Here is a 21,231-nt window from a genome sequence, read left to right on the forward strand (position 1 = left end):
CATGCTGGCGTCTACTCGCCTGACATGCCTGAACGACTTCCATGTCAGCTGACCAGCAAGTTCGTTTGACAACCCAACACCTCCTGAGGGAGCGCGGCCGCGCATCCGGTCCAGCAGTTTCGGGGTCCGCGATGATCAGCAACGACGACTTCGAAAAATACTGGACGTTCCATCTCCGGCAAGAACGCCACCGTGTCCATCCGACCCCCTACCAGGCTGGATACCAACTCGCGGCCTGATCACCTCTGCCCTTGAGAGGATCTGCACCCATCGACTAATCCGCCGGCCAGCGTCCTTCCATGTACAGCTGGACAAGCGCGGCGTGGGATAGCGGCTTGGTCAGGTCTGTGACGTCGCCGTTGACGGTGTAGTCGAGAAGGACGACATCTGTCTTGTCGCTGAGCTCGCGGAGCTGCTCCGTCAGGTCCTTGACGCGGTTGTCCAGGACCCATCTGTAGGACGGCAGATAGATCAGACGGCGGGCCGTCTCGTAGCCGAGCAGACGGTCACCATCCAGTCCGGCGCGATGGCCCCGCACGGATCCGTACCGGCGCACGGTCCGCTTGAGATTCCTCATCGTGGTGATTTCCAGTTTGGTGGGGTCGACGCCTGCGTGTTCAAAGACTTTGAGAGCCTGCCAGATCCCCTCGACTGACTCGCTCATCACGCTCTGCCCCTCGGAGAAGGGAACCGGGATGCCGCCGTGTGGGTAGAACGGGCTCAGCCGTATCCAGGGATCCGCCGCCTTCGAGGTCACGTCGATGATCTGTGCACCTGGGAAATCGGCGCTCAGCGACGCCACCTTACGACGACGACTCGCGACATGGAGCGACACAGGCGTTCCCCTTCCTGACGATCGCCCAAGCATCCTCGAGACCTCCGACATTCCTGAAGGCCTGGGACGATCGACGGCCGGCAAGGCGATGCACGTGCTCGGCCGCTGGCCAGCGACGGCGGCCGACGCCTCGAAACGGCCATGCGCCGGTTGATCAGGCAGTGCCAGGCTACTGGCTCTGCTCCCGTCGGAGACAGGCTCAATCAATCGACTACCGAGCCAAGCGGCGCAGAGACTCTCGCAGACCCGCGCGGGTCGGCAGTCGCGTTCCAGAACCACAGGCACAAATGCCCAGGTCAGGCAACTCTGCCATGCAACGTTCGAGATGCTCGGACGCGAACGATCAAGTGTCTTGTGCGCTCCGTGGCCGCGGTCTGGACCCAGCACCCTTGGCGGCCATCGGCCATCGATGCGTACCCGGCTGCACGGGCACGTTCTTCGAACTGTTGGCGTCGGGCCTGTTGGTCCTGTCCGATGGTGCGCTGACCTGCTGCCTGCCGGGCCTGCCGCACCTCGGGTAGATCATTGGTGCCTTTACGGGCCTGGGCAGAGCGGCCCGCCAGCTCCCTCCGAGGGAGCGCGGCCGCGCACATCCGGTCCAGCAATTTCGGGGTCCTCGGTGATTCGCTGCCCGTCGCACGGCCGATAGATCGGCGCGCATCGCTGGGGCCATCAGTGCAGCGCTGGCGGGCAGGTGGTGCTCGGCCCGGTACTCGGAGCGCTCACCTGTTGAACGCACCCCAGAAGCTGGCCCAGCGACCGGAACCGGCGTCCGCACGACAGACAGGTGACCAGACCATCGGCGTCGGCGCCGTCTGGCCGCCGTGACCACCTGGAGGACCCGTCCGTGGGGGCAGCCGCGGCGCGCAACTCACCCAGGTCCCATAGCAGGGCGCGGTCACGCCGCCAGCACGCCACCGGCTCGGGTCAGCGGCCCTCGCTGCTGCGGCATGAGCGTCCTGAGGCTGCCCGGCGCGCAGCCGTGAACTGGGTCGACCTCCCGCCGTGTGACCAGGCGGGAGGCGCGGCCGGTGGACAGCACGGTCTCGACGCGCATCCCTCAGCGGCGTCCGTCGCGGATCTGGTAAAGGCGCGGCACCGACACCCCCGTCTCAGCGGCGATGGCCTCCCCCGGGGGGCATCGCGTGGCGGATCGCCTCGTGCAGCTCGGCCTCCAACCGTTCGACCTGGGCGCGGGCGGGCTCCAAGCGGCCGCGGGCCTCGGAGATGTTCTGCAGCGCCAGGTGCAGGGACTGGGCGCTGCTGGTGGGCGGCCCGGGTGTTGGCGTTGAGGGCGTCGGCCAGCACCTGCCAGATGTGCTCGGCAGGCTCATCGCCGTCCCAGTCCTGGCCGTCGATGCCGGAGCTGCCCATCAGGACCGCGAACACCAAGGTTGTGAGAGGGGGTCTGCGAATGGCGGCCTGACCCAACTCCTCGCCGGGCGCGCGGCGCGCTGACCTCGCACAACCGATCATTCATGAGAGTACGGAGCGTCAACATCACGCAGAGTGGCTTTGGGACCCGCCGTTCCGAGCCGAGAAAGGCCTGGTGAACAAACCGTATCCCCACGGCATGTAATCGATTCAATACTGTTTGTTTAGGCTAGTGGGGCAGCCCGACTGTTCGAAGAGAGTCCCCATGATCAAGCTTTTCGCCCCAGCCCTGGTGGCGGCGGCCCTGCTCGGCGTTCCCGCCACCGCTGCTCACGCCGCCCCGGTGGGCGACAGCGTCGACCTGTTCGGCGGCCAGTCCCACCTCCTGCCTGTAAAGAACGTGCAAGCCGGTCCGGGCGGGGGATGCACGCCCCTGGACCAACTGTTCACCACCGGCTCTGCGTGGAACCACTCCGCCAGCTACACCGCCTACCTGTACTCCGGCGCGAGCTGTGACGGAAGTGTCCAGGCCGTGCTGAGCCCCGGCGCCAACACGAACTACAGCCCCGCCTTCGAGGTCGGATCGGTCCTGTTCGGGACGGGCTGAGCGGGCGGCACTCCTGACGGGCCACTTCTTCGCCGGGGCCACCGTGCCGCTCAAGCCATCTCCCCAGCTACGTGGTCAGGGCCGAGGAGCCATGATCACCTCCACGGCCCTATTCCAGTTGACGTTAAGCGGATCAAGCTGGACGGCTACGGGCGCGCCAACCTCGATCTCCTGCGCAAACGGACCCTGCTCCGCAACTGAGCCCACATTACAAGGTCGAGGTCCGTGACAGAGCCCTGCACGCCGACGATTCGATATGTGGCGTCATTTTCGGGTGGTTGAGCGGTTGCGGGTTCTGGCTAGGGCTTCGAGGGCGGTTTCGTCGGCGTCGGGGAGGGTGTGTAGGTAGCGCTCGGTTGTTGCGATCGAGGCGTGGCCCAGGCGTTCCTTGACTACCTGGAGGTCGGCGCCGCCGTTGAGGAGCCAGGAGGCGTGGGCGTGGCGTAGGTCGCGCATGGTGGGTCTGAAATTGAGGCCGGCGGCGGGCAAGGCCGGGCACCAGATGTTGCGGCGGAACCAGTCGTTGGGGATGTGGCCGTCGGTCTCACGGGCGCGACGAGGACGAGGGGTGTCTTTTCCTTCGGAGCGGCGCTTGGCCCGGTAGAGCGTGAAGGCGCCTCGGCAGTAGTCGCAGCGGCATCTCCCTGCGGTGTAGGCGCTGAGGGTGCCGTGGTTGTAGGTGCGACCCTTCTCGTTCGGTTCCGTGCAGCCGAGCGTTTCTGGGTCTGGAATCTCGGTGATGCGGGCTCGAGGCTTGTCCTGGGGTGGCATCTGGAAGAGGAGGTCGTCCTGGGTCAGCTTGGCGGTTCGGACGTGGTCTTCGATCTTCTCGGTGATCTGGGTGCTGAGCTTGAAGCGGCGGTACTCCTTGTCCTTCGGGTAGTCCTTGACCAGGAAGTGGCGGCCTTCCGGGTGGAACTTCGGGTTCAGCTCGACGACGGTGCGGCTGACCGTGAGGATGCGGGTTCTGAGATTGACGTCCTTCACGCGTAGCTCGCTGAGTTCGCCCCAGCGGAGGCCGCTCTCGATCTCGGTTTCGGCGAGGAGTCGGAAGCTTCCCTCGGGGAGTGCGTGGTAGACGTCGTCGAACTGCTCGGGGGTGATGATTTCGAGGGGCTTGCGGACGACCGGGGGCGTCCTCACGCCGCGGCAGGGGTGGATGAAGGTGACCTGGTCGTCCATCGCCGTGGTGAAGATGGCGCTGAGGATGATCTTGTTGTAGCGGATGGTCACCGGTCTCATGCCCTGGTTCTTGAGGGCCGTGATCCACTCGCGGACGTGCTCGGGGAGGATGTCGATCATCCGCATGGAGCCGAACGTCGGCATGATGTGCCTGTAGATCGCGTACGTGTAGCTCTCACGGGTGGTGACCTCGACCTGGTGGTTCGGCAGCCAGACGTCCTCTACGTAATCCTTGAACCGCTGCCTTCCGCGGGCCGGATCTCCTGTTCGCCCCCTGGAGACCTCGACCTCTGCTCGTTGCCATGCTTTGTCCGCTTCCTTCTTGTTGGTGAATGTCCCGGCTGACCGCAGTCGACCTTTGATGTCGACATAGCAGGCCGTATAGCGGTACTTCCCATTCTTGCCTTTGCGCTTCTTTGTATATCCCAAGGAGCGACTCTCCGAGATCATCCGTCCGTGATTTGTCCGTGGACGGCGGCGAACTGGTCATCCTTGTCCCTGACCATCTGGCACCACAACAGGCCGTCTACCTGGGATTTTACAGCGGATCCTCTTTACTCGCCGCACCTTGGAATGGGCGCTATTTGGGGTTCGAGACGAAGAGGCTGTGGGTTCAAATCCCGCGACAAAGATCAGAGGCCATTCCAATTATGGGATCGGCCTCTTCTGGGTTTGATACAGCAGCCTGCTCCGGACAGCGCAGGCCCACCGGCGCCCGACAAGGTGACCACCTGCTCGACGCGCTCGCCAACGACGGCGGCGGCGCTGGAACTTTGCGAACGGCGGAGGCGTCACAGTGGCTGTGAACTTCGCTGAGGACCCAGGCCAGGGCGGCCTTCCCGACGTCGGCCGGCTCGATGGGCTCTATCTGGACGAGGACGGCGGAATCGACTTCTCCGGCGCCCTCAAGCGTGATCTGCGTGCCCGGGCTGACGAGTTCTCCCATCAACCGGTCGTCGATGACAACCGGCTCACCGTCGTCTGGCTGGCACAGCGGCTCCTTGCCGGGGCGGCGGACGACGATCCGGCGCTGCTCCTCGCCCTGTATGTGATGACCCCGTTCGGTGCGGGTGAGCAGGGGTGGATGGGGCCGGAGATCGTCACGCTGTGCCGTGAGGCGTTCGCCACCATCGACGACGCTGCGCTGAACGCGCCCTGCCCACACGACGACTCCGGGCATCCCGGCGAACCGGCCTTCGAGCACTGGCCGTCCGTCATCGAAGCCGTCGCGTATGGCGAGGACGGCTGGAGCGAGTTGGAGGATTGGCTGGAGGAACGCGCCTACGCCGAGGAGGACGGCGAGGACATGGAGGAGTACGACGAGGACAACCCGCGCCCGACGGTTGCGGGCTGGGACTGTCCTAAGCACCTTGCGGAGCTTGCAGCGAACGCCCTGCGGCGGCTGGCTCCACCAGGCTGACCGGCAGAGCGGGCAGTCCCTCGGTACTCAACAGAGCGACCGTTGCCGAGTATCGGGCCAACTCGGTCGGAGCTGCGCGGACTCCGGCGAGGGCGGTAGCGCCTGTATGGCCCTCCGGGCATGGTCGCGGAATCGAAGCGGGTGAGGGCGTACAGCGGATGGCGTGCTCGGCGCCAGGCAGGGGGCACAGGCAGCCGGAGTCCTTCTGCTGGATTTGATCATCCAGATTTCGCGCTCTGCGGCGTTGCTGTCGAACGGGACGCCCGTAGGCAGTCGTTGTGGTGGTCCAGGAGCCGCGGGCGTTCTGGTCTTCCTTCAGGTTGGTGCGCGGTCATCTGGACGCCGAGGCGGGCGGCGGACCGGGGGTGCTTGGCCTCGGACATCGTGGCCCGATCAAGGGTGTGCAGGGTGCCGTCGCGGGCGAGGGCCTTCTCCACCGGGCGTTTCATGGTGCGGGGTGCGTCGGCCTGTTCCAGCACCAGTTGTCCCCGCCTCTGGTCGATGGCGGCTCGTATTTCACGGGGGACGTGGGCGTTGCAGTGCGCATACCTCGCTTGTCCTTGCCGTTGGGGCGGCGAGCGGTTCCGTAGTTGGTGCTCGGTAGTAGTCGCGGCCGTGAGCCGTGCTTGTGGTTCCTTTTCTTTGGGTCAGGCCGAGTTCGTCTGGTCCGGGACGGCGGGTGCGGGGTCTTCGTGGGGTGGCATCTGGAAGAGGGGATCGTCTCGGCGGAGCTTGTCGACGATCTGGGCGCAGCTTGAAGCGACGGTGCGGCCAGCCTCACGGTGAGCTCCACGACCGTGCGGCTCACCGTGAGGACGCGGAGCGGACGCCCCTGAGACGGAGGTCTTCAGGGGCGTCCGCGACCGCTCAGTGACCGCCGGTGTCAGATGTGCTCGGCGGGGTTGGCGGGCAGGTAGAAGTTCCAACTGCCTCCGCCGTCATGGGCACCACCGGCAGGGCAGTGGCCGTTGGTAGGTGCGCCGTTCCACCACAGGCCGAAGCACTTACGGCAGTGCCGCCAATTGTCCTGCTGGGTCGTCGGGCCCGCACCTGCGACTGCGGCGCTCTCGGGGGGTGGTGTCACTGTCCATGAACCATCTCCTTTCGGGCGATTGCTCCATTTCTGGCCAGGTGCCGCGGTCGTGAGTGATCACGACGGTCCGCCCTGCCAGCCTCAAGGTTCACCCGAACAGCAGGCGCGAAGGTATCCCCAAAGTTGGGAGGTTGCCGATAGAGACGACTTCAGATAGTGCCCCCGAAGCTTCTAGAAACGTAGAGAGTGTTCCGGATGCCCCTCTCAGCGGAACAGCGTTACAGAACAACCCACAATGATCGTTCTCAGGGATCATCGCTGTTCCTGGATTCCTCAACCCGAATTTCGTACCGGCAACGGGGATGTCTAGCGAGACGTCCTGTCCGCGTGGTGACCTGGGCTTTCTCGGCTGGCCTGAAGACCCGCTGAGAATGACCAGGGGCGTCTTCCGCGGTGACGGCGTCCCGAGCAGTCGCGTGGGCGTGGCGGTTCCTGTGGGTGCGCTCGCCTTGTCTCGGCCCGGGCGACAGCGTTAGGGCGAAGAACGGACACATGGAGGTAGACGCGGGGACTCGTTCGTGGCGTGAGGAGGTCGGTTTGGCGAACACGGGGAGCCTTGCGGTGCACGGCTCTGACAGCGTCTCGTCCGGCTGCCCCTTGACGGGCGCAACTGTCCTGCGAGCTTCGGTGTTCGCTCCTTCGTCGGCTCGATCGCGAGCCCGGGCCCGCCCCTTGGGCGAAGACGAGAGGATGGCGATGACCGAGTTCGCTGCGCATCATGTCCCAGCTGAGATCCGGATGACGCCCCGGCAGCGGTTGACTTTGGTGTTGTTGCTGGGCGCCCAGTTCATGCTTGCGGTCGACTTCTCAGTGCTCAACATCGCCGTGCCCGCGATCGGCAAGGACCTGGGCTTCGAACACGGCGACCTGCAGTGGATCGTAACGGGATTCATGCTGCCCGCGGCCGGCTTCACGCTGCTGTTCGGCCGGATCGCGGACCTCTTCGGTCGGCGCAATCTCTTCCTGGCCGGCATGGCGCTGCTCGGCGTGGCCTCGCTCGTCGGCGGGCTCGCGCAGACTCCCGGAATGCTCCTGGCCGGTCGTGTCGGACAGGGATTGGCCACCGCCATGGCGACGCCTGCCGCGATGTCCCTGCTGACGACTTCGTTCCCGGAGGGGCCGCTCCGTCGGCGGGCGCTGGGCCTCAACGGCACGCTGCTCACCGGCGGCTTCGCGCTCGGCTCGGTGCTGGGCGGCCTGCTGACCGAACTGTTCAGCTGGCGCTGGGCATTCCTGATCAACCTGCCGGTCGTCCTGGTCGTGCTGGCCACCGCCCCGCGGGTCCTGACCGACAAGGGGGACCGGGCGCGCAGCAAGCTCGACGTCCTCGGTGCCGTCACGGTGACGGGCGGTCTGCTGAGTCTCGTCTACGGCATCACCGCCGCGGAGCGGGACGGGTGGGGCGCGCCGCTCGTACTCGGGGCGCTGAGCCTTGCCGCCGTGCTGCTGGTCGCCTTCTGGTACGTGGAGTCGCGCAGCCCCAACCCGCTCGCACCGGTCCACGTCCTCAAGCGACCCACGGTGCGGTGGGGCAACTTCGCCGGTCTCATCGTCGTCGGCATGCCGAGCGCGGTGGTCTTCCAGATGACTCTGTATCTGCAGGACGTGCTCGCCTACGAGGCGCTGGCCTCGGGTCTGGCGTTCGGCGGTGCCAGCGTCGCGGCCATCGTCGGTGGTCTGCTGACCCCCAAGATCATCGGCTCGATCGGGAGCAAGCGATCCCTGGTCGCGGCGCTGACCGTTCAAGGGCTGGGCATTCTCGGCCTGCAGATGGTGGGCGAGAGCGGCAACGGGATCTATGTAGTGCTCGGTGCGGTGTCGGTGGCCTTCTTCGGGCACGCCATGGGGCTCGTCTCGTACACCGTCATCGCGACGTCCGGCCTGGCCGACGAGGAGCAGGGGCTGGCGACAGGGCTCAGCACGATGAGCCAGCAGATCGCCCTGACCCTGGGCACCCCGGTGCTGGCCGCGGTCGCTCTGGCGGGCACCGACGTGGCCAACGGCGTGGACGGTATGCGCTTGGCAGTGCTGGTCGGCTCGGTCGCCAGCCTCGCGACGGCGGCTCTCGTAGCGCTGTTCTTCCGCACAGCCAAGGTGCCCTCCAGGCACGCGGCTCCAATTGAGACTCCGGTGGCCTGACCGCACCCCTGCGACCAGTGCCCGCCGGTCAGGGTCTGCCTGGCGCCTGGTTCGGCTTGAGGACGTGCTCGTCGTAGTGCCATGCCGTGGGCCGCTTCTCCGGGTCCGCGGGCGGCTCTCCTGGTACTGCCTTCCGTTCTTTCGCCATGCGCATGACCTCGGCTACTGCCATTCGCGCTCGCGTCCCCGAGCAGCTCGTAGTCCTCACCGGGCCTGGGAAGACGGCCGAATCGAACCTCCTTCGGGATGCTGACCCCGGCCTTGCACCAGGAGTCGCCGGAGTCCGCCCGCCGTTGAGTTGCTGGAGCCGAGTCCGGACGGGCCGGCAGCAGGTTCGCGCGGACGGTCCCGCGCCAGGCCCCGACGACCAGGCTCTGCGGGGCCGCCTTCAGCCGCAGGTCCACGTCCATTCCGTGGGCGGCGAAGTCCTTGCGGTGGCGCTGCGGATCGGCGTCCGGGTCCAGGATCCGGACCTCGACGCGATCGCGACGAGCAGGCGCCGCGCCTTCGAAGTCGGGTGGCGCGTTCCGATGACACGTTGGCTCCGCTTCGTCCACGCGCACGTGTCGGAATACGGGTGCGCCGAGCACGCCGCTGACGACCCCGACGGGCAGTTCCGTGCCTGGAATGACGGTGCGGGCGATCAGGTCGGAGCCGACGACGACCAGCCCACCGGTCAGTGCCGAGGTGATCGGCGGCGGCCAGGCGGTGCCGCCCAGTCGTTGGGCGATCTGCGGGGCCATCAGGGCGACGAAGGCGATCGGCACCGCGGCCGCGGTGCCGAAGCCGATCAACCCCACCCCGGTGAGCATCACCCCGAGACGGGCCCGTTGCACGTGCGTGCCCAGCCCGGCGGCGACCTCGTCACCGAGTTGGAGCGTGCGCAGCAGGCGGCCGAGCCCGAGCCCGGCCGGGACGAGCACGGTCATGGCGAGCGCCAGCGGCAGTGTCTCCGCCCAGTCCCGGCCGTTGAGGTTGCCGACCAGCCAGCCGACCGCGGCCTGCGCCTGGAACTGGCCGCCTCGGGCGAGCAGGAAGTCGGTCGCGCTCGTGCACATCCACGAGATCCCGATGCCCACCAGGATGATCCGGTACCCCGTGGTGCCGGCCCGCCAGGCCAGCGCGTACACCAGGAGCGCGGAGGCGAGCCCGCCGAGCAGGCCGAGCGCCTGCAGGCCGATGCCGCCGTCCCAGCCCAGCACGATCGCCGCCACCACGGCCGTGGCCGACCCCTGGGTCAGGCCGATCACGTCGGGGCTGGCCAGCGGGTTGCGGGTCATGGTCTGGAAGAGCGCACCGGACAGGGCGAAGGCGATGCCCGCGAGCAGGCCGGTGAGGACCCGCGGCAGCCTCGGCTCCCGGACCACCAGTTCGTCGCCCGGATCGCCCGTTCCGACGACGGCCTTGACCGCGGTCCGGGCCGCGCCCCGCCCACCGCGCCAGTACCCGCGCGATCTGCGGGACGACCAGGCCGAGGAACACGATCGGGCCGATCATCGCGACCGTCGCCCCGGTCAGCAGCATGATGGCCAGCATGCCCTGCAGCCTGATCACGCCGGTCCGCCGTCCCAGCGAGGCGGCCACGTCCTCGCCGAGCGCCAGGGCGTTGAGCGCGGGCGCGCCGGCCAGCGCGAGGGCCGCGCCGGCCAGGATGAACGGCAGGATGTCGACCACCATGCCGCCGTCCACGTCGGCGAGCGAGCCCGCCGACGGCCCGCACCGACCACACCACGTTGTCGACCAGGCGGCTCGGCGGTCTGCCGGCCAGGGTGTCCGCGACCCGTTCCAGCGGCACGCTGAGCGCGCCGAGCGAAAGCGACAGCGGGCAGAGCAGGGCCAGGCCCCCGGTCAGTCCCACCAGCAGCAGGACCGGGCGCAGACGGCCCCCGGTCACCGAAGGCATTGGTGTCAGCTCGCCGGCTGCGCGACCTTGGTGCCGGTGTCCCCGTCAATGGCCGCCTTGAGCTGGGGGACCAACCGGTCGAGGAGGAACGGCACGCTGAGCACGGTCTGGAACGAGTACGCCACCCCATAGGGGGTGTTCTCGCCGACGAACACCTCCCTGCCTTGCTCGACGACGTTCAGCCCGGTGTAGAGCTTGTCCGCGTGCAGCTTGGGCATCTCCTTGGCCACGTCCGCCACGGTCCAGACGATGACGTTCTGGTCGAGCAGGTCCGTCCGCTCCTTGCTGATGCTGACGCCGAACTTGTCCTTGCCGACCACCCTGTCCAGGTCCGCGGGCAGGGTGAAGCCGAGCGAGGCGAGTGTCCGCGACCTCAGGTCCTGGGTGCCGTAGACGAAGTAGCCCTCGTAGGGCGTGGCCGTGACCGCGGTCTTGCCGGCGAACTCCGGGTTGTCCTTCTTGGCCTTGGCGAACCGCTGCTCGAGGCCGGTCACGAGCTTGTCCGCCTCCGTTTCCTTCCCCAGCGCCTTGCCGATGGTCTTCGTCTGCTCCTGCCACGGGATGCCGTAGTCGGCGTACTGCTTCGGCTGGGCCACGACCGGCGCGAACTTTGAGAGCGTCCGGTACTGCTTGTCGGTCAATCCCGCGTACAGCGCCACAATCAGGTCGGGCTTGAGGGCCGCGATCTTCTCCACCTGCGGGCCGGTCCCGGTGTCCTTGAGCACGGTCGGAACGGGCGCGCCCTTGAGCCTGTCGGTGGCCCAGGGGCCGATCGCCCCGGCATACCCGCCGAACCAGTCGGTGGTCGCCACCGGCACCTTGCCCAGCGCCAGCACGGCGTCCTGGTCGGTGAGCCCGACCGTCACGATCCGCTTCGGCTCGGCCTTGACGGTCGTCGCACCGTACTTGTGCGCGATGGTCACGGGGAACGCGCCGCCCGCGGGGCCCGCCGCGGCCGGCGCGTCGGTCTCGTCGGATCCGCACGCGGCGACCGGAACGGTGGCGAGGAGAAGCGAGGCGAACGCCGCGATCAGACGCGCGGCCCTGCTGGCTGTGGGCATGATCCCTCTAAAGTTAGGCTTGCCTAATTTAGGTGAGCCTATCTTAAGTTGATCTATGACAACAGTGGCCGTCGGGGGCCTCGCGCCATTCCGCCGGCACGTCAGCGCCGGGCGTCCCCTCGTCGTCCGGGACGATTACTCCAGGGTTTTGGTGGTCTGTCTGGTCAGGAGGTCCTGGAGGAGGGTTCGGGACTCTTCTGGGGAGAGGGCCGACTTGGTCTCTATGGTGGTCCACGCGTCGCTGAGGTCGCAGTGGGAGATTCCTATGCCCAGGGCGGTGTGGACCAGGCAGATGCGGTCGCTGATCCCCGGGAACTCCAGGACGTCGAACGGGTAGGCGCGCGCCTCGTAGAAGGCGGCGGCGCGGGGGACGATCCGTACCCGCGAGTCCGGGTGGTCGCCCAGGGCCAGCAGGTGGCGGAGCTGGGCGGCCATCACGTGCGGGTCCTGGATGGGCAGGGTCACCGCGAGTTCGTCGACGATCACGTCGAGGAAGCGGCGGCGGCCGCCGGGGCGGAAGCGCTGGCGGTCGTCCAGGAGCTTCCACTCGGCCTCCACGTCGCATTCCATGATCTGCACGGAGGCGAGGAAGCGGGCATACGGCTCCGCCTGCGCCAGTTCCGGCACCTTCTGGACGGCATAGGTGCGGATGACCGACGCCTCCGACTCGGAGATCAGGGCGTCGCGGGCCTCGGCCTTCAGGTCGAGTCCGGCCAGCCAGGCGGGGCCGTGCGGACGGTGCGCAAGGTCGATCATCAGCTCGGCCACCTTGGCCTCGCGGACCTGGTAGCGCTCGAGCAGCCGCTCCACCTGGACGGGCGCGGGCGTCTCGAAGCCGGTCTCCACGCGGACCAGCCACTCCGACTCGCACCCGCCCTGGACCGCCGCCTCCTCGTACGACAGGCCCAGGACCTCCCGGGTGTGCTGCAGGTACAGCCCAAGGCGCCGAGCGTTGATGTTCGGCCCCCGATAATCGCCAGACATCCGTACCTCCCGCCGTACATCTTGCGTTACGAGACCGGGAGGCGGGTCCTTTTCTCGAAAAGATCCGTTGGATTTTGGGCGGAATATCTTGTTATGTATGGCTAATGGAATTACTTCTATTTCTAGGGGCCGGGACTCGTCGCGACGCAGTGCCGGCGCGCGGGCATATCGGGCGTTCTGTCAGGCCAGACCCTACCTGTCGGGGTTCATCTAATTTGTTCCTTTAGAGGGGGGACAGGACCATCAGGACTTCGTCCTGCCTCTCGTTCGGGCCGAGGTGGAGGGCCTTGGGCCAGCGGCCGGCCTCGCGCCAGCCCAGGCGCGAACAGAAATGCTCCAATCCCAGTCCGCCGCGGGCCGCGAGGTGGAGTTGGTCGAGGTGCATTTCTTCCCGGGCGATGCGGTGCAGGCGGGTCATGAGCGCCGTTCCGACGCCGCGTTTGCGGTGGGATGGACGGGTCTGGAGGTGGTTCACGCTGCCCCAGTGCGTGATCAGGGGGTTGGGGTCGCGGGTGAGCGTGACCCATCCGGTGAGGGCCGCACCGGAGAGGGCGAGGAGGAGTCGTTCGCGGTCGGGGTGCAGGCGGGTGATGATCGCGTCCAGGACCGGGGCGAGGCCGGTCCCGCCGCCGGTCACCTCGGTCCAACAGTCGATGAGGCCTCGGCGCAGGGCCGGGGTGACGTCCGAACGGTCGGTGAGCTGGATCAGGTCGGGCATTCAGGGGGCCGCCTCTCACGCTGTTGATCTCATGATCCCTGCGCGAAAGGCGTTGTGGAATGGGTGCTTTAGCCCGTTTTGGGGCTCTCGGGGTCATAGGGAGGTCGCCACCGGGACCACGTCCCGCGTCGATCGCGGACGGTCGAGCTCCGCCCCCTCGATGTCGAGGTCGGGAAGGACGCGGTCCAGCGGGCGCGGCAGCCACCAGGCGCCCCTGCCGACCAGCGCGAGCACCGCGGGGACCAGGGTCATCCGTACCAGGAAGGCGTCGGCGAGGACGCCCACGGCCAGGCCGAGCGCGATGGGCTTGAGGGTGAGGTCCTCGGTGGTCACGAAGCCGACGAAGACCGCGAACATGATCAGTGCGGCGGCCGTGATGACCCTGGTGCCGTACCGGGCGCCGGTGCGGACGGCCTCGCGCGCCCGGCCGGTGCGCACGTACTCCTCGCGGATCCGCGACACCAGGAAGACCTGGTAGTCCATCGCGAGCCCGAACAGCACCGCGATGACGACGATCGGCATGAAGCTGAACACCGGTCCGGTGGTGGCGACGCCGAACAGGCCGGCGAACCATCCCCACTGGAAGACGGCCACGACCGCGCCGAACGCCGCGCCGGCCGAGAGCAGGAAGCCGGCCGCGGCCTTGACCGGTACGACGAGCGAGCGGAAGACCAGCAGCAGGAGCAGCAGCGAGAGCCCGACCACGACCGCGGTGAAAGGCGGCAGCGAGGCCTTGAGCCGGTCGGAGACGTCGATCGCGGCGGGCGTGGAGCCGGTGACCAGGACCTTGGCGTTCGCGGCGGCGCCGAGGGCGGGCGTGCGGGCGCGGATGTCGAGGACGAGCCGCTCGGTCGCCTTGGCCCGCGGGCCCTCCTTCGGGACGAGGTTGAGCACGGCCGTGCGGCCGTCCTCGCCCGGTTCCGGCTCGCTGACGGACACCACGCCGGGCAGGTCCAGCCCGGTCGCGATCTTGGCCGCGGCCGCCACCGGGTCGCCGCCGCGGGTCTGGACGAGGACGAGCAGCCGTCCGTTGTTACCGGGCCCGAAGGCGTCGGAGATCAGGTCGTACGCCTTGCGCTGGGTCGATTCGGGCGCGGCGGTTCCGTTGTCGGGCATCGCCAGGTTCAGCTGGAGCGCCGGGACGGCCATCGCGGCCAGGGCGAGCAGGACCACCGGCAGGGTGATGAGGGGACGCCTGGTGACCAGGCGGGCCCAGCGCAGTCCGGCGGCCCCGGCCCGTTCGGGACGGGCGGCGCGCGAGCCCGGTCCGGGCCGCAGGCGTTCCCCGGCGAGGCCGAGCAGGGCGGGCAGCAGGCTGATCGCCGCGGCCACCGCCATCAGGACGGTCAGCGCGGCGGCCAGTCCCATGACGCTGAGGAACGGGATGCCGACGACGGTCAGCCCGGCCAGCGCGATGATCACGGTCACCCCGGCGAAGACCACCGCGCCGCCGGCGGTCGCGGTGGCGCGGGCCGCCGACTCCTCGGCGTCCATCCCGGCGGCCAGTTGGGAGCGGTGCCGGGACAGGATGAACAGGGCGTAGTCGATGCCCACGGCCAGGCCGACCATCAGGGCCAGGCTCGGCGCGGTGGAGGAGACGGTGGCCACGTTCGACACCAGCATCAGGCCGAGCAGCCCGATGACCAGCCCGGCCAGGGCGGTCAGGAGCGTCAGTCCGGCGGCGAGCATGGAGCCGAAGGTGAGCACCAGGACGATCACGGCGACGGCGACGCCGATCGCCTCCCCGGTGCCGACGGGCACCCCGTCGGTGCTGTAGATCGTCCCGCCGACCTCGGCGCGCAGGCCGTTCGTGCGGGCCGCGGCGGCGACGCCCTCCAGCGCGGTGACGCTGCCGTCGCGCAGCACGTCTCGCTTGATCGGGTAGAGCACCTGGGCGAGCGCCGTGCGGCGGTCGGCGGAGATGTTCCCGGTCTCGAAGGGGTCGGTCGCCTCGGCGACCTGCGGCGCCGAGGAGGCCGCCCGCACCGCCTTCTGGATGGCGGACCGGTGTGCCGGGGCGTCGACGGTCGAGCCGGGCGGGGCGACGAGGACGAGTTGCGCCGTGACCCCGGTCGCCGCGGGCAGGGAACGTTCCAGGACGTTGATGCCCTCCTGTGACTGCGAGCCGGGAATGGTGGCCTCGCTGTCGAGGTGCGAGCCGAAGGCCGCGAATCCGCCCCCGACCAGGAAGAGCACCAGGAGCCATCCGGCCAGGAAGCGGAATCGGCGGCGGAAGGCGGTCCGGCCGAGCCGGTGGAGCAGGGTTGCCAACAGGGGTCCCCTCAGAGGTTCTCGGACGGAGGCAGCAGGGCTTTCAGGACGGCTCGGAACGCCTCCTCGATCACGTCGGACGTGATCGCTTCGGGGTCGGCCAGGTGCTCGTTGACCAGACCGTTGGTGAGGCAGTGCACGATCAGGCCGGCCAGTTCGGGAGGGATCGCCGGGCGGGTGCCGGTGCGTTCGGCGGCCTCGGTGACCGAGCGGGCCGCGGCGTCCCGCTGGGCGCGGCGCATCGGGGTGAGGACGGCCCGGGTCCGCTCGTCCCGGGCGGCGCGGGCGGCGAATTCCAGGCCGAGCTGGCCGTGCCCGGTGTCCGCGACGATCCGGGCGGTGATCGTGCGGGCGACCCGGTCGATCATCGTGGCGGCGTCGCCGGCGTCCTCCAGTTCGGCGGTCACGGTGGCGAGCTCGTCCTCGGCGCCGCCGCCGAGGACGGCCCCGAAGAGTTCCTGCTTGCCGCCGAAGTTGGAGTAGACGGCGCCCTTTGTGAAGCCGGCCGCGTGCGCGATGTCCTCCAGCCGCGCGTCGGCGTAGCCGCGTTCGGTGAACGTCCGTACGGCCTCGGCCAGCAGCCGGCGCCGCACCTCCTCGCGTGGGACCCGCCGGGCGGGTCCTGGATTCTCGGTCATGCGGCGGAGCGTAGCATACCCAAAGTACTGAATACTTTGAGTATCGTAGCTGGTCTTCGCATCCCGCATCTGGAGGACACCGTTGATCACCTCGTACCGCCGGCCCCTGGTCCGTACCGCCGGCGCGCTGCTCGCGCTCGCATCGCTCACCGCATGCGGCGCCTCCGCCGACGACGCCGCCCCCGAGCAGCGCGACTTCGGCCCGGTCGGCGACCGGCTCACGATCGTCATGGACAACGGCGACCTGGACGTACGTCCCGCCGACGTCGACAGGGTGCGGGTGACGCGCCGGTTCACCCGCTGGTCGGTGGTCGGGACGAAGCCGGCGGCGAAGTGGACGATCAACGGCGACCGGCTCACCCTGGCCACCGACTGCGGCGGTCTGATCGGCGGCTGCGAGGTGCGCTACCGGGTGCTGGTGCCCAGGAAGGCGGCACTGAGCATCGAGGGGGAGAACGGAAAGATCTCGGCCACCGGGTTCGGCACCGCGCTGCGGATCCGCGGCGACAACGGCGCGATCACCGTCAACGGCAGCACCGGCCCGCTCGACCTGGGCAGCGAGAACGGGGAACTGCGCGCCACCGCGACCAGGTCGGCGCGCGTCTCCGCCACGTCGCAGAGCGGCAAGGTGACGCTTTCGTTCGACGCCGTCCCGCAGCAGGTGCTGACGACGACCGAGAACGGCGAGGTGACGGTGGAGGTGCCCCGCGCCACCTACAAGGTCACGACCACCACCGACAGCGGCGAAGTCCGCGCCGGCGTGCCCGCGGACCCCGCCAGCCCGCGCACGATCACCGCCCGGACCGAGAACGGGTCGATCACCCTGAACACCAGGCGCTGAAACCGCCGGGCATCGTCGCCGCGTGTGCCCTCCGCCCGACCACCCGGCCGCGGAGCCCTGTGGCTCGGGCGGCCGCCACGTCCTTCATGGTCACATCCGCGTCAGGGCATTCCCCGACACAAGGGCAACCAGGTAAAAAATCCGCCAGACCTTGGTCAACTGGAAGCATCCGACCCCGGAGTCGTGTTGGGACCACTAACGCCACTGGGGGGAGCCCCAGGACAGATGGGGGTTTTCCCCGATGGCGATAAGTTGGCCGAACCGTCAAAGTCTTAACTAGCAGTAGGGGCTAGGAGGCCCCTCCGACGGAAGAAGGCACACGATGCCGAACACGTTGAGCCTCACCTCGCTGAACGCTTCCGACCTGGCCCGGATCCTGTTCGCCTCGCCGCTCCAGGCGTCCGACGACCCCACCGCCGAGCAGATCCGGACCGCGATCGACGAAGAGCTGTGCGCCTGCGCCGGCGACCACGCCGCGTGCGCCGCCTACGTCGCGCAGGAGGCGGGCGACCACCCCGAGTGCTACGCCACCCGGATGCGCTGGGCCCTCCGCACCGTCAACCACGTCTTCCCCACCTACGCCACCGCCGCCTGACCCCGCTCCAGAACGTCCAGGACCACAGGAACCGAGCGCAGAGGAGGCATCAGATGCGCTCCCGATTCGCCGACCAGCCTGAACAGATCGTGCCGCGTTCGCTCAAACAGCTGCTCATGAGCGAGGACGCCCAGCGGTCAACCCGTCCCAAGGAAAACGCGCGCCGCCGCAGACCGCGCAAGACCCAGGCCCTGCGCAAAAGCGCATAGCCGGGTCACTTGGACTTCCGCTTGCTCTTCTGCTTCTTGTGCTTCATCTTCTTCTTGCTGCCGGACTCCCACTCGTAGCCCGGCGTGTTCTTCTCGCAGTAGCTGTCGCTGACCACGGTGTCGGTCGCGTCCTGCTCGCACCAGCGCTTCGAGGAGCAGGAGACCACTCCGAGTCCCGATACCAGCACGACCGCCGCGAGCACCGCGGACGACTTCCTGGGCATGAACGATCACCCTTCCGGGGCCAAAATCACCGATTGAGACCGGCCGACATTAGCCCACCGGAGGTCGCTCCCTGACGTCGCCCCCGAGGAACGACCGGTACCGGGACGATGAACGAGCCTTCAGGACACCCCCGGACATCGGACCCACGCCCTGACCGGTCCCGCTTCCATGCCGATTACGCAGTGTGCGGGGACCCTGCCGAACTATGCTTGCGCCGTGAGCGACAAGCCGGCGGAGGGAAACGGGGGCCGTCCCCCGACAGGCGAACCGATCACCAGCACCGACCTGTCTCCACCGCGGCCCGCGCGGGAGTACCGGATCGCCGAGCTCGCCCAGGCCGCCGGCGTGCCCGTCCGGACGCTCCGTTACTACCAGGAGCGCAAGCTGCTCCCCCCGCCCCGCCGCGAGGGCCGCATCGGCCTGTACTCCGAGGACCACCTCGCCCGCCTCCGCATGATCGCCAACCTGCTGGAACGCGGCCACACCCTCGAAGGCATCCGCGAGCTGCTGTCGGCCTGGGAGCAGGGACACGACATCGAGACCGTGCTGGGCGTCGAGAAGGCCGTCACCACGCCCTGGTCGAACGAGACCCCGGTCACCATGACGCTGGACCAGCTCGCCGAGCTGTTCCCCGGCCAGGTCGACCCGCCGTCGATCGAACGGGCCGTGCGGCTGGGCCACCTCGAGATCGACGGCGACCGCGTCACGCACTGGAGCCGGCGCCAGCTGGACGCCACGATCACGCTCGTCCGGGCGGGCGTGCCGCTGGCGGAGGTCCTGTCGGCGAGCCAGGAACTGCAGCGCCGCATGGACGAGGTCGCCGCCGTCTTCATCGGCTTGATCAGCACGCATGTGGTCGGCCCGATGGCCGGCCAGGACCTCGCCGGCCTCACCGGCGTCCTGGCCGAACTGCGCCCCGGCGCCCAGGTCGCGGTGGAGGCCGGCTTCGCGCGGGCCATGGACCGGCGGGTGCGGGCGGAGATCGACCAGCTGCTCGGCCGCCTCGCCGGCCCGTCCGACGACCGCGTCTCACCGTAACGTTCCGCTCACCCCGGCCGGGCGGCTCCGCCTGGCCCGATGCCTGGTCGAGGACGGCCGGCCGCTTCGGCACGCCGCCGCGCGCTTCCAGACCACGGCGGGCCCGCGGTCCGTCGCACGTCGCCGCTTCGGCGCGAGGGTGCCGGGCGCGGCGGCATACTTGACGGCATGGTCGATGAAGAGCGCTGGAAGGCCCGGTTCCGAGCCGCCCGTGTGAGCCTGCCCGGCTGGGCCCTCGACGCCCCGCACCGCTCCACCTACCGGTCGAACGTCACCGGCACCTGGGAGATCTACGCCTGGGACCGGACGACCGGCGCGCGGCGGCAGATCACCGACCGTCCCAACGGCACCTGGATGGGCCGCCTCGACCGGGCCGGCGAGTGGATCTGGTGGTTCGCCGACACCGACGGCGACGAGTTCGGCATCTGGCGGCGGACCCCGTTCGACGGCACCGGCGACGCGACGGCCCCCGGGGAGGGCAGCGTGCCCGCCGTGCCCGGCCTGGAGCCGTCCTACCCGTCCGGTCTGGCGCTGGGATCCAGCGGGCTCGCGCTCGTCGGCCGGACGACCGAGGGCGGCAACAGCGTCCACCTGTGCCGTCCGGGCGCCGAACCCGAGGTGCTGTACGAGCACGCGGAAGACGCCCACGTCGCCGCCCTCTCCCGGGACGAATCCCTGATCGCCATCGGCCACAGCGAGCACGGCGACAGCAGGCACATGGCGCTGCGCGTCGTGCGCCCCGACGGAACCACGGTCGCCGACCTGTGGGACGGCCCCGGCAAGGGCGTGTACGGCGCCGGGTTCGCGCCCGTCGCCGGCGACCCGCGGCTGCTGGTCAACCACGAACGGCGCGGCCGCGACGAGATGCTGATCTGGGACCCGGTCGCGGGCACCGAGCACGAGATCGTCCTGGACCTGCCGGGCGAGATCGGCGCCGACTGGTACCCCGACGGTTCCGCGCTGCTGATCCGCCACTCGCACGAGGCCCGCGACGAGCTCTACCGCTACGACCTGACCGGCGCCGGCGCGCTGACCCGCATCGACACGCCGCGCGGAGTCATCGGCGGCGCCACCGCCAGGCCGGACGGGACCGTCGAGTTCTACTGGTCGTCGTCCGCCGAACCGCCCGTGGTGCGGTCCACGTCCGGCGCCGTGGTGCTCACCCCGCCCGGCCCGGCCGCGCCGCCGTCGGTCCCGGTCGAGGACGTCTGGGTGGACGGCCCCGGCGGCAAGGTGCACGCCCTGATCAGCAGGCCGATCGAGGGCGGCGGGCCGTTCCCGACCGTGTTCGACGTGCACGGCGGGCCCACCGCCCAGGACGAGGACTCCTTCGTCCCGGACGCCGCGGCCTGGATCGACCACGGCTTCGCGGTCGTCCGGGTCAACTACCGCGGCTCGACCGGCTACGGCTCGCGGTGGCGGGACGCCATCGAGGGCCGGGTCGGGCTGACCGAGCTGGAGGACATCAAGGCGGTGCGCGACCTGGTGGTCTCCACCGGCCTCGCCGACCCCGGCAAGCTGGTGCTGACCGGCGGATCGTGGGGCGGGTTCCTCACCCTGCTGGGCATCGGCACCCAGCCCGGCGACTGGACGGTCGCGATCGCCGCCGTCCCGGTCGCGGACTACTTCGCCGCCTACGAGGACGAGATGGAAGGGCTCCAGGCCTTCGACCGCTCCCTGTTCGGCGGCTCGCCCGCTGAGGTCCCCGACCGCTACCGGGAGTCGTCCCCGCTCACCTACATCGAGAACGTGAAGGCGCCCGTCCTGATCCTCGCGGGGGAGAACGACCCGCGCTGCCCCATCCGGCAGATCGACAACTACCTGAACCGGCTGGCGGAGCTGGACCGGCCGCACGAGGTCTACCGGTACGACGCCGGGCACGGCTCGCTGGTCGTCGAGGAGCGCATCAAGCAGAAGCAGGCGGAGATCACCTTCGCCCGCAAGCACCTGGGCCTGACCTGACGCTGTGTTTATTTCAATCCCGGCCCAGGGATACTCGCCTGGCGGCTCGCATCCCTGACCGTGCTTGGGCGAGCGCGACATCGCTTCGCGATCTGGCCGGTGAGGCCCGCCTCCGGCATCGCCTCCCCGGCCAGGT

At 69.1% G+C, this 21,231-nt stretch carries 20 protein-coding genes and 2 pseudogenes; 8 read left to right on the forward strand and 14 right to left on the reverse strand.

Annotation, left to right across the window (positions count from 1 at the left end):
* Window positions 1-274: 274 nt before the first annotated feature.
* The 3 genes from ABD340_RS34125 to ABD340_RS34135 all read right to left on the reverse strand — a co-directional run bounded on the left by ABD340_RS34125 (window position 275) and on the right by ABD340_RS34135 (window position 2,169).
* Window positions 275-835 carry a DUF6939 family protein gene (locus ABD340_RS34125; RefSeq protein ID WP_344594659.1) on the reverse strand — a complete coding sequence of 187 codons (561 nt, stop codon included), beginning with the start codon at window positions 833-835 and terminating at the stop codon, window positions 275-277.
* An 898-nt stretch (window positions 836-1,733) separates the two neighbouring features.
* Complete coding sequence (locus ABD340_RS34130) at window positions 1,734-1,892, reverse strand: hypothetical protein (protein ID WP_344594660.1); 159 nt, start codon at window positions 1,890-1,892, stop codon at window positions 1,734-1,736.
* Window positions 1,893-1,947: 55 nt separating this feature from the next.
* Window positions 1,948-2,169 carry a hypothetical protein gene (locus ABD340_RS34135; protein ID WP_344594662.1) on the reverse strand — a complete coding sequence of 74 codons (222 nt, stop codon included), beginning with the start codon at window positions 2,167-2,169 and terminating at the stop codon, window positions 1,948-1,950.
* 305 nt (window positions 2,170-2,474) lie between these two features.
* Here ABD340_RS34135 and ABD340_RS34140 point away from each other — a divergent pair, with 305 nt between their 5' ends.
* Window positions 2,475-2,816 carry a hypothetical protein gene (locus ABD340_RS34140; RefSeq protein ID WP_344594664.1) on the forward strand — a complete coding sequence of 114 codons (342 nt, stop codon included), beginning with the start codon at window positions 2,475-2,477 and terminating at the stop codon, window positions 2,814-2,816.
* A 264-nt stretch (window positions 2,817-3,080) separates the two neighbouring features.
* Here ABD340_RS34140 and ABD340_RS34145 read toward each other — a convergent pair whose 3' ends face one another.
* Window positions 3,081-4,448 carry a tyrosine-type recombinase/integrase gene (locus ABD340_RS34145; protein WP_344594665.1) on the reverse strand — a complete coding sequence of 456 codons (1,368 nt, stop codon included), beginning with the start codon at window positions 4,446-4,448 and terminating at the stop codon, window positions 3,081-3,083.
* Between the two features lie 352 nt (window positions 4,449-4,800).
* On the opposite strand from ABD340_RS34145, the gene ABD340_RS34150 reads away from it, so the two are divergent.
* Window positions 4,801-5,418, forward strand: coding sequence for a hypothetical protein (locus ABD340_RS34150; RefSeq protein ID WP_344594666.1), 618 nt, complete (start codon window positions 4,801-4,803; stop codon window positions 5,416-5,418).
* Between the two features lie 218 nt (window positions 5,419-5,636).
* On the opposite strand, the gene ABD340_RS34155 is transcribed toward ABD340_RS34150, so the two are convergent.
* Both ABD340_RS34155 and ABD340_RS34160 read right to left on the reverse strand, forming a co-directional pair.
* Entirely contained in the window at window positions 5,637-5,897 is a 261-nt protein-coding gene (locus ABD340_RS34155; RefSeq protein ID WP_344594668.1) for a hypothetical protein, read from the reverse strand.
* A 404-nt stretch (window positions 5,898-6,301) separates the two neighbouring features.
* Window positions 6,302-6,502: a hypothetical protein gene (locus tag ABD340_RS34160; protein WP_344594669.1), complete on the reverse strand. Its 201-nt coding sequence runs from the start codon at window positions 6,500-6,502 to the stop codon at window positions 6,302-6,304.
* A 705-nt stretch (window positions 6,503-7,207) separates the two neighbouring features.
* Here ABD340_RS34160 and ABD340_RS34165 point away from each other — a divergent pair.
* On the forward strand, window positions 7,208-8,650 hold the full coding sequence (locus ABD340_RS34165; protein WP_344594670.1) for an MFS transporter: 1,443 nt from the start codon (window positions 7,208-7,210) through the stop codon (window positions 8,648-8,650).
* A gap of 581 nt (window positions 8,651-9,231) precedes the next feature.
* Here the strand turns inward: ABD340_RS34165 and ABD340_RS34170 are convergent.
* The 7 genes and pseudogenes from ABD340_RS34170 to ABD340_RS34200 form a co-directional block, all read right to left on the reverse strand.
* Window positions 9,232-10,050: pseudogene (locus ABD340_RS34170) on the reverse strand (FecCD family ABC transporter permease); the annotation flags it as partial.
* A 97-nt stretch (window positions 10,051-10,147) separates the two neighbouring features.
* Window positions 10,148-10,327 (reverse strand): annotated as a pseudogene (locus ABD340_RS34175) (iron chelate uptake ABC transporter family permease subunit); the annotation flags it as partial.
* Between the two features lie 231 nt (window positions 10,328-10,558).
* Window positions 10,559-11,614, reverse strand: coding sequence for an iron-siderophore ABC transporter substrate-binding protein (locus tag ABD340_RS34180; protein ID WP_344594672.1), 1,056 nt, complete (start codon window positions 11,612-11,614; stop codon window positions 10,559-10,561).
* Between the two features lie 135 nt (window positions 11,615-11,749).
* On the reverse strand, window positions 11,750-12,598 hold the full coding sequence (locus ABD340_RS34185; RefSeq protein WP_344594674.1) for a Scr1 family TA system antitoxin-like transcriptional regulator: 849 nt from the start codon (window positions 12,596-12,598) through the stop codon (window positions 11,750-11,752).
* A 223-nt stretch (window positions 12,599-12,821) separates the two neighbouring features.
* Window positions 12,822-13,316, reverse strand: a complete 495-nt coding sequence (locus ABD340_RS34190) for a GNAT family N-acetyltransferase (RefSeq protein WP_344594676.1) — start codon at window positions 13,314-13,316, stop codon at window positions 12,822-12,824.
* Window positions 13,317-13,409: 93 nt separating this feature from the next.
* Window positions 13,410-15,587: an MMPL family transporter gene (locus ABD340_RS34195; RefSeq protein ID WP_344594677.1), complete on the reverse strand. Its 2,178-nt coding sequence runs from the start codon at window positions 15,585-15,587 to the stop codon at window positions 13,410-13,412.
* Window positions 15,588-15,598: 11 nt separating this feature from the next.
* Window positions 15,599-16,225 carry a TetR/AcrR family transcriptional regulator gene (locus ABD340_RS34200; RefSeq protein WP_344594679.1) on the reverse strand — a complete coding sequence of 209 codons (627 nt, stop codon included), beginning with the start codon at window positions 16,223-16,225 and terminating at the stop codon, window positions 15,599-15,601.
* A gap of 82 nt (window positions 16,226-16,307) precedes the next feature.
* Between ABD340_RS34200 and ABD340_RS34205 the strand changes: the two genes are divergently transcribed.
* From ABD340_RS34205 to ABD340_RS34215, 3 genes are all read left to right on the forward strand, one after another.
* Window positions 16,308-17,066, forward strand: a complete 759-nt coding sequence (locus tag ABD340_RS34205; protein ID WP_344594681.1) for a DUF4097 family beta strand repeat-containing protein — start codon at window positions 16,308-16,310, stop codon at window positions 17,064-17,066.
* Window positions 17,067-17,388: 322 nt separating this feature from the next.
* Window positions 17,389-17,661 (forward strand): hypothetical protein, encoded by a 273-nt coding sequence (locus ABD340_RS34210; RefSeq protein WP_344594683.1) that lies wholly within the window; start codon window positions 17,389-17,391, stop codon window positions 17,659-17,661.
* 53 nt (window positions 17,662-17,714) lie between these two features.
* Window positions 17,715-17,870 (forward strand): hypothetical protein, encoded by a 156-nt coding sequence (locus ABD340_RS34215; RefSeq protein ID WP_344594684.1) that lies wholly within the window; start codon window positions 17,715-17,717, stop codon window positions 17,868-17,870.
* Between the two features lie 5 nt (window positions 17,871-17,875).
* Here the strand turns inward: ABD340_RS34215 and ABD340_RS34220 are convergent, their stop codons facing one another.
* Entirely contained in the window at window positions 17,876-18,094 is a 219-nt protein-coding gene (locus ABD340_RS34220) for a hypothetical protein (RefSeq protein ID WP_344594686.1), read from the reverse strand.
* Window positions 18,095-18,311: 217 nt separating this feature from the next.
* On the opposite strand from ABD340_RS34220, the gene ABD340_RS34225 reads away from it, so the two are divergent.
* On the forward strand, window positions 18,312-19,133 hold the full coding sequence (locus tag ABD340_RS34225) for a MerR family transcriptional regulator (protein WP_344594688.1): 822 nt from the start codon (window positions 18,312-18,314) through the stop codon (window positions 19,131-19,133).
* 168 nt (window positions 19,134-19,301) lie between these two features.
* Entirely contained in the window at window positions 19,302-21,095 is a 1,794-nt protein-coding gene (locus ABD340_RS34235; protein WP_344594690.1) for a S9 family peptidase, read from the forward strand.
* Window positions 21,096-21,231: the final 136 nt, after the last annotated feature.

Origin of the sequence: Actinomadura vinacea (assembly GCF_039532545.1) — a bacterium.
Lineage (GTDB): Bacteria > Actinomycetota > Actinomycetes > Streptosporangiales > Streptosporangiaceae > Spirillospora > Spirillospora vinacea.

What these genes read in the sequence shown, in the direction of transcription:
- ABD340_RS34210 (WP_344594683.1), top strand. Translation starts at nt 17,389, where the DNA reads ATGCCGAACACGTTGAGCCTCACCTCGCTGAACGCTTCCGACCTGGCC.
- ABD340_RS34135 (WP_344594662.1), bottom strand. Translation starts at nt 2,169, where the DNA reads ATGAGCCTGCCGAGCACATCTGGCAGGTGCTGGCCGACGCCCTCAACG.
- ABD340_RS34130 (WP_344594660.1), bottom strand. Translation starts at nt 1,892, where the DNA reads ATGCGCGTCGAGACCGTGCTGTCCACCGGCCGCGCCTCCCGCCTGGTC.
- ABD340_RS34235 (WP_344594690.1), top strand. Translation starts at nt 19,302, where the DNA reads ATGGTCGATGAAGAGCGCTGGAAGGCCCGGTTCCGAGCCGCCCGTGTG.
- ABD340_RS34165 (WP_344594670.1), top strand. Translation starts at nt 7,208, where the DNA reads ATGACCGAGTTCGCTGCGCATCATGTCCCAGCTGAGATCCGGATGACG.
- ABD340_RS34140 (WP_344594664.1), top strand. Translation starts at nt 2,475, where the DNA reads ATGATCAAGCTTTTCGCCCCAGCCCTGGTGGCGGCGGCCCTGCTCGGC.
- ABD340_RS34145 (WP_344594665.1), bottom strand. Translation starts at nt 4,448, where the DNA reads ATGATCTCGGAGAGTCGCTCCTTGGGATATACAAAGAAGCGCAAAGGC.
- ABD340_RS34190 (WP_344594676.1), bottom strand. Translation starts at nt 13,316, where the DNA reads ATGCCCGACCTGATCCAGCTCACCGACCGTTCGGACGTCACCCCGGCC.
- ABD340_RS34200 (WP_344594679.1), bottom strand. Translation starts at nt 16,225, where the DNA reads ATGACCGAGAATCCAGGACCCGCCCGGCGGGTCCCACGCGAGGAGGTG.
- ABD340_RS34185 (WP_344594674.1), bottom strand. Translation starts at nt 12,598, where the DNA reads ATGTCTGGCGATTATCGGGGGCCGAACATCAACGCTCGGCGCCTTGGG.
- ABD340_RS34180 (WP_344594672.1), bottom strand. Translation starts at nt 11,614, where the DNA reads ATGCCCACAGCCAGCAGGGCCGCGCGTCTGATCGCGGCGTTCGCCTCG.
- ABD340_RS34215 (WP_344594684.1), top strand. Translation starts at nt 17,715, where the DNA reads ATGCGCTCCCGATTCGCCGACCAGCCTGAACAGATCGTGCCGCGTTCG.
- ABD340_RS34220 (WP_344594686.1), bottom strand. Translation starts at nt 18,094, where the DNA reads ATGCCCAGGAAGTCGTCCGCGGTGCTCGCGGCGGTCGTGCTGGTATCG.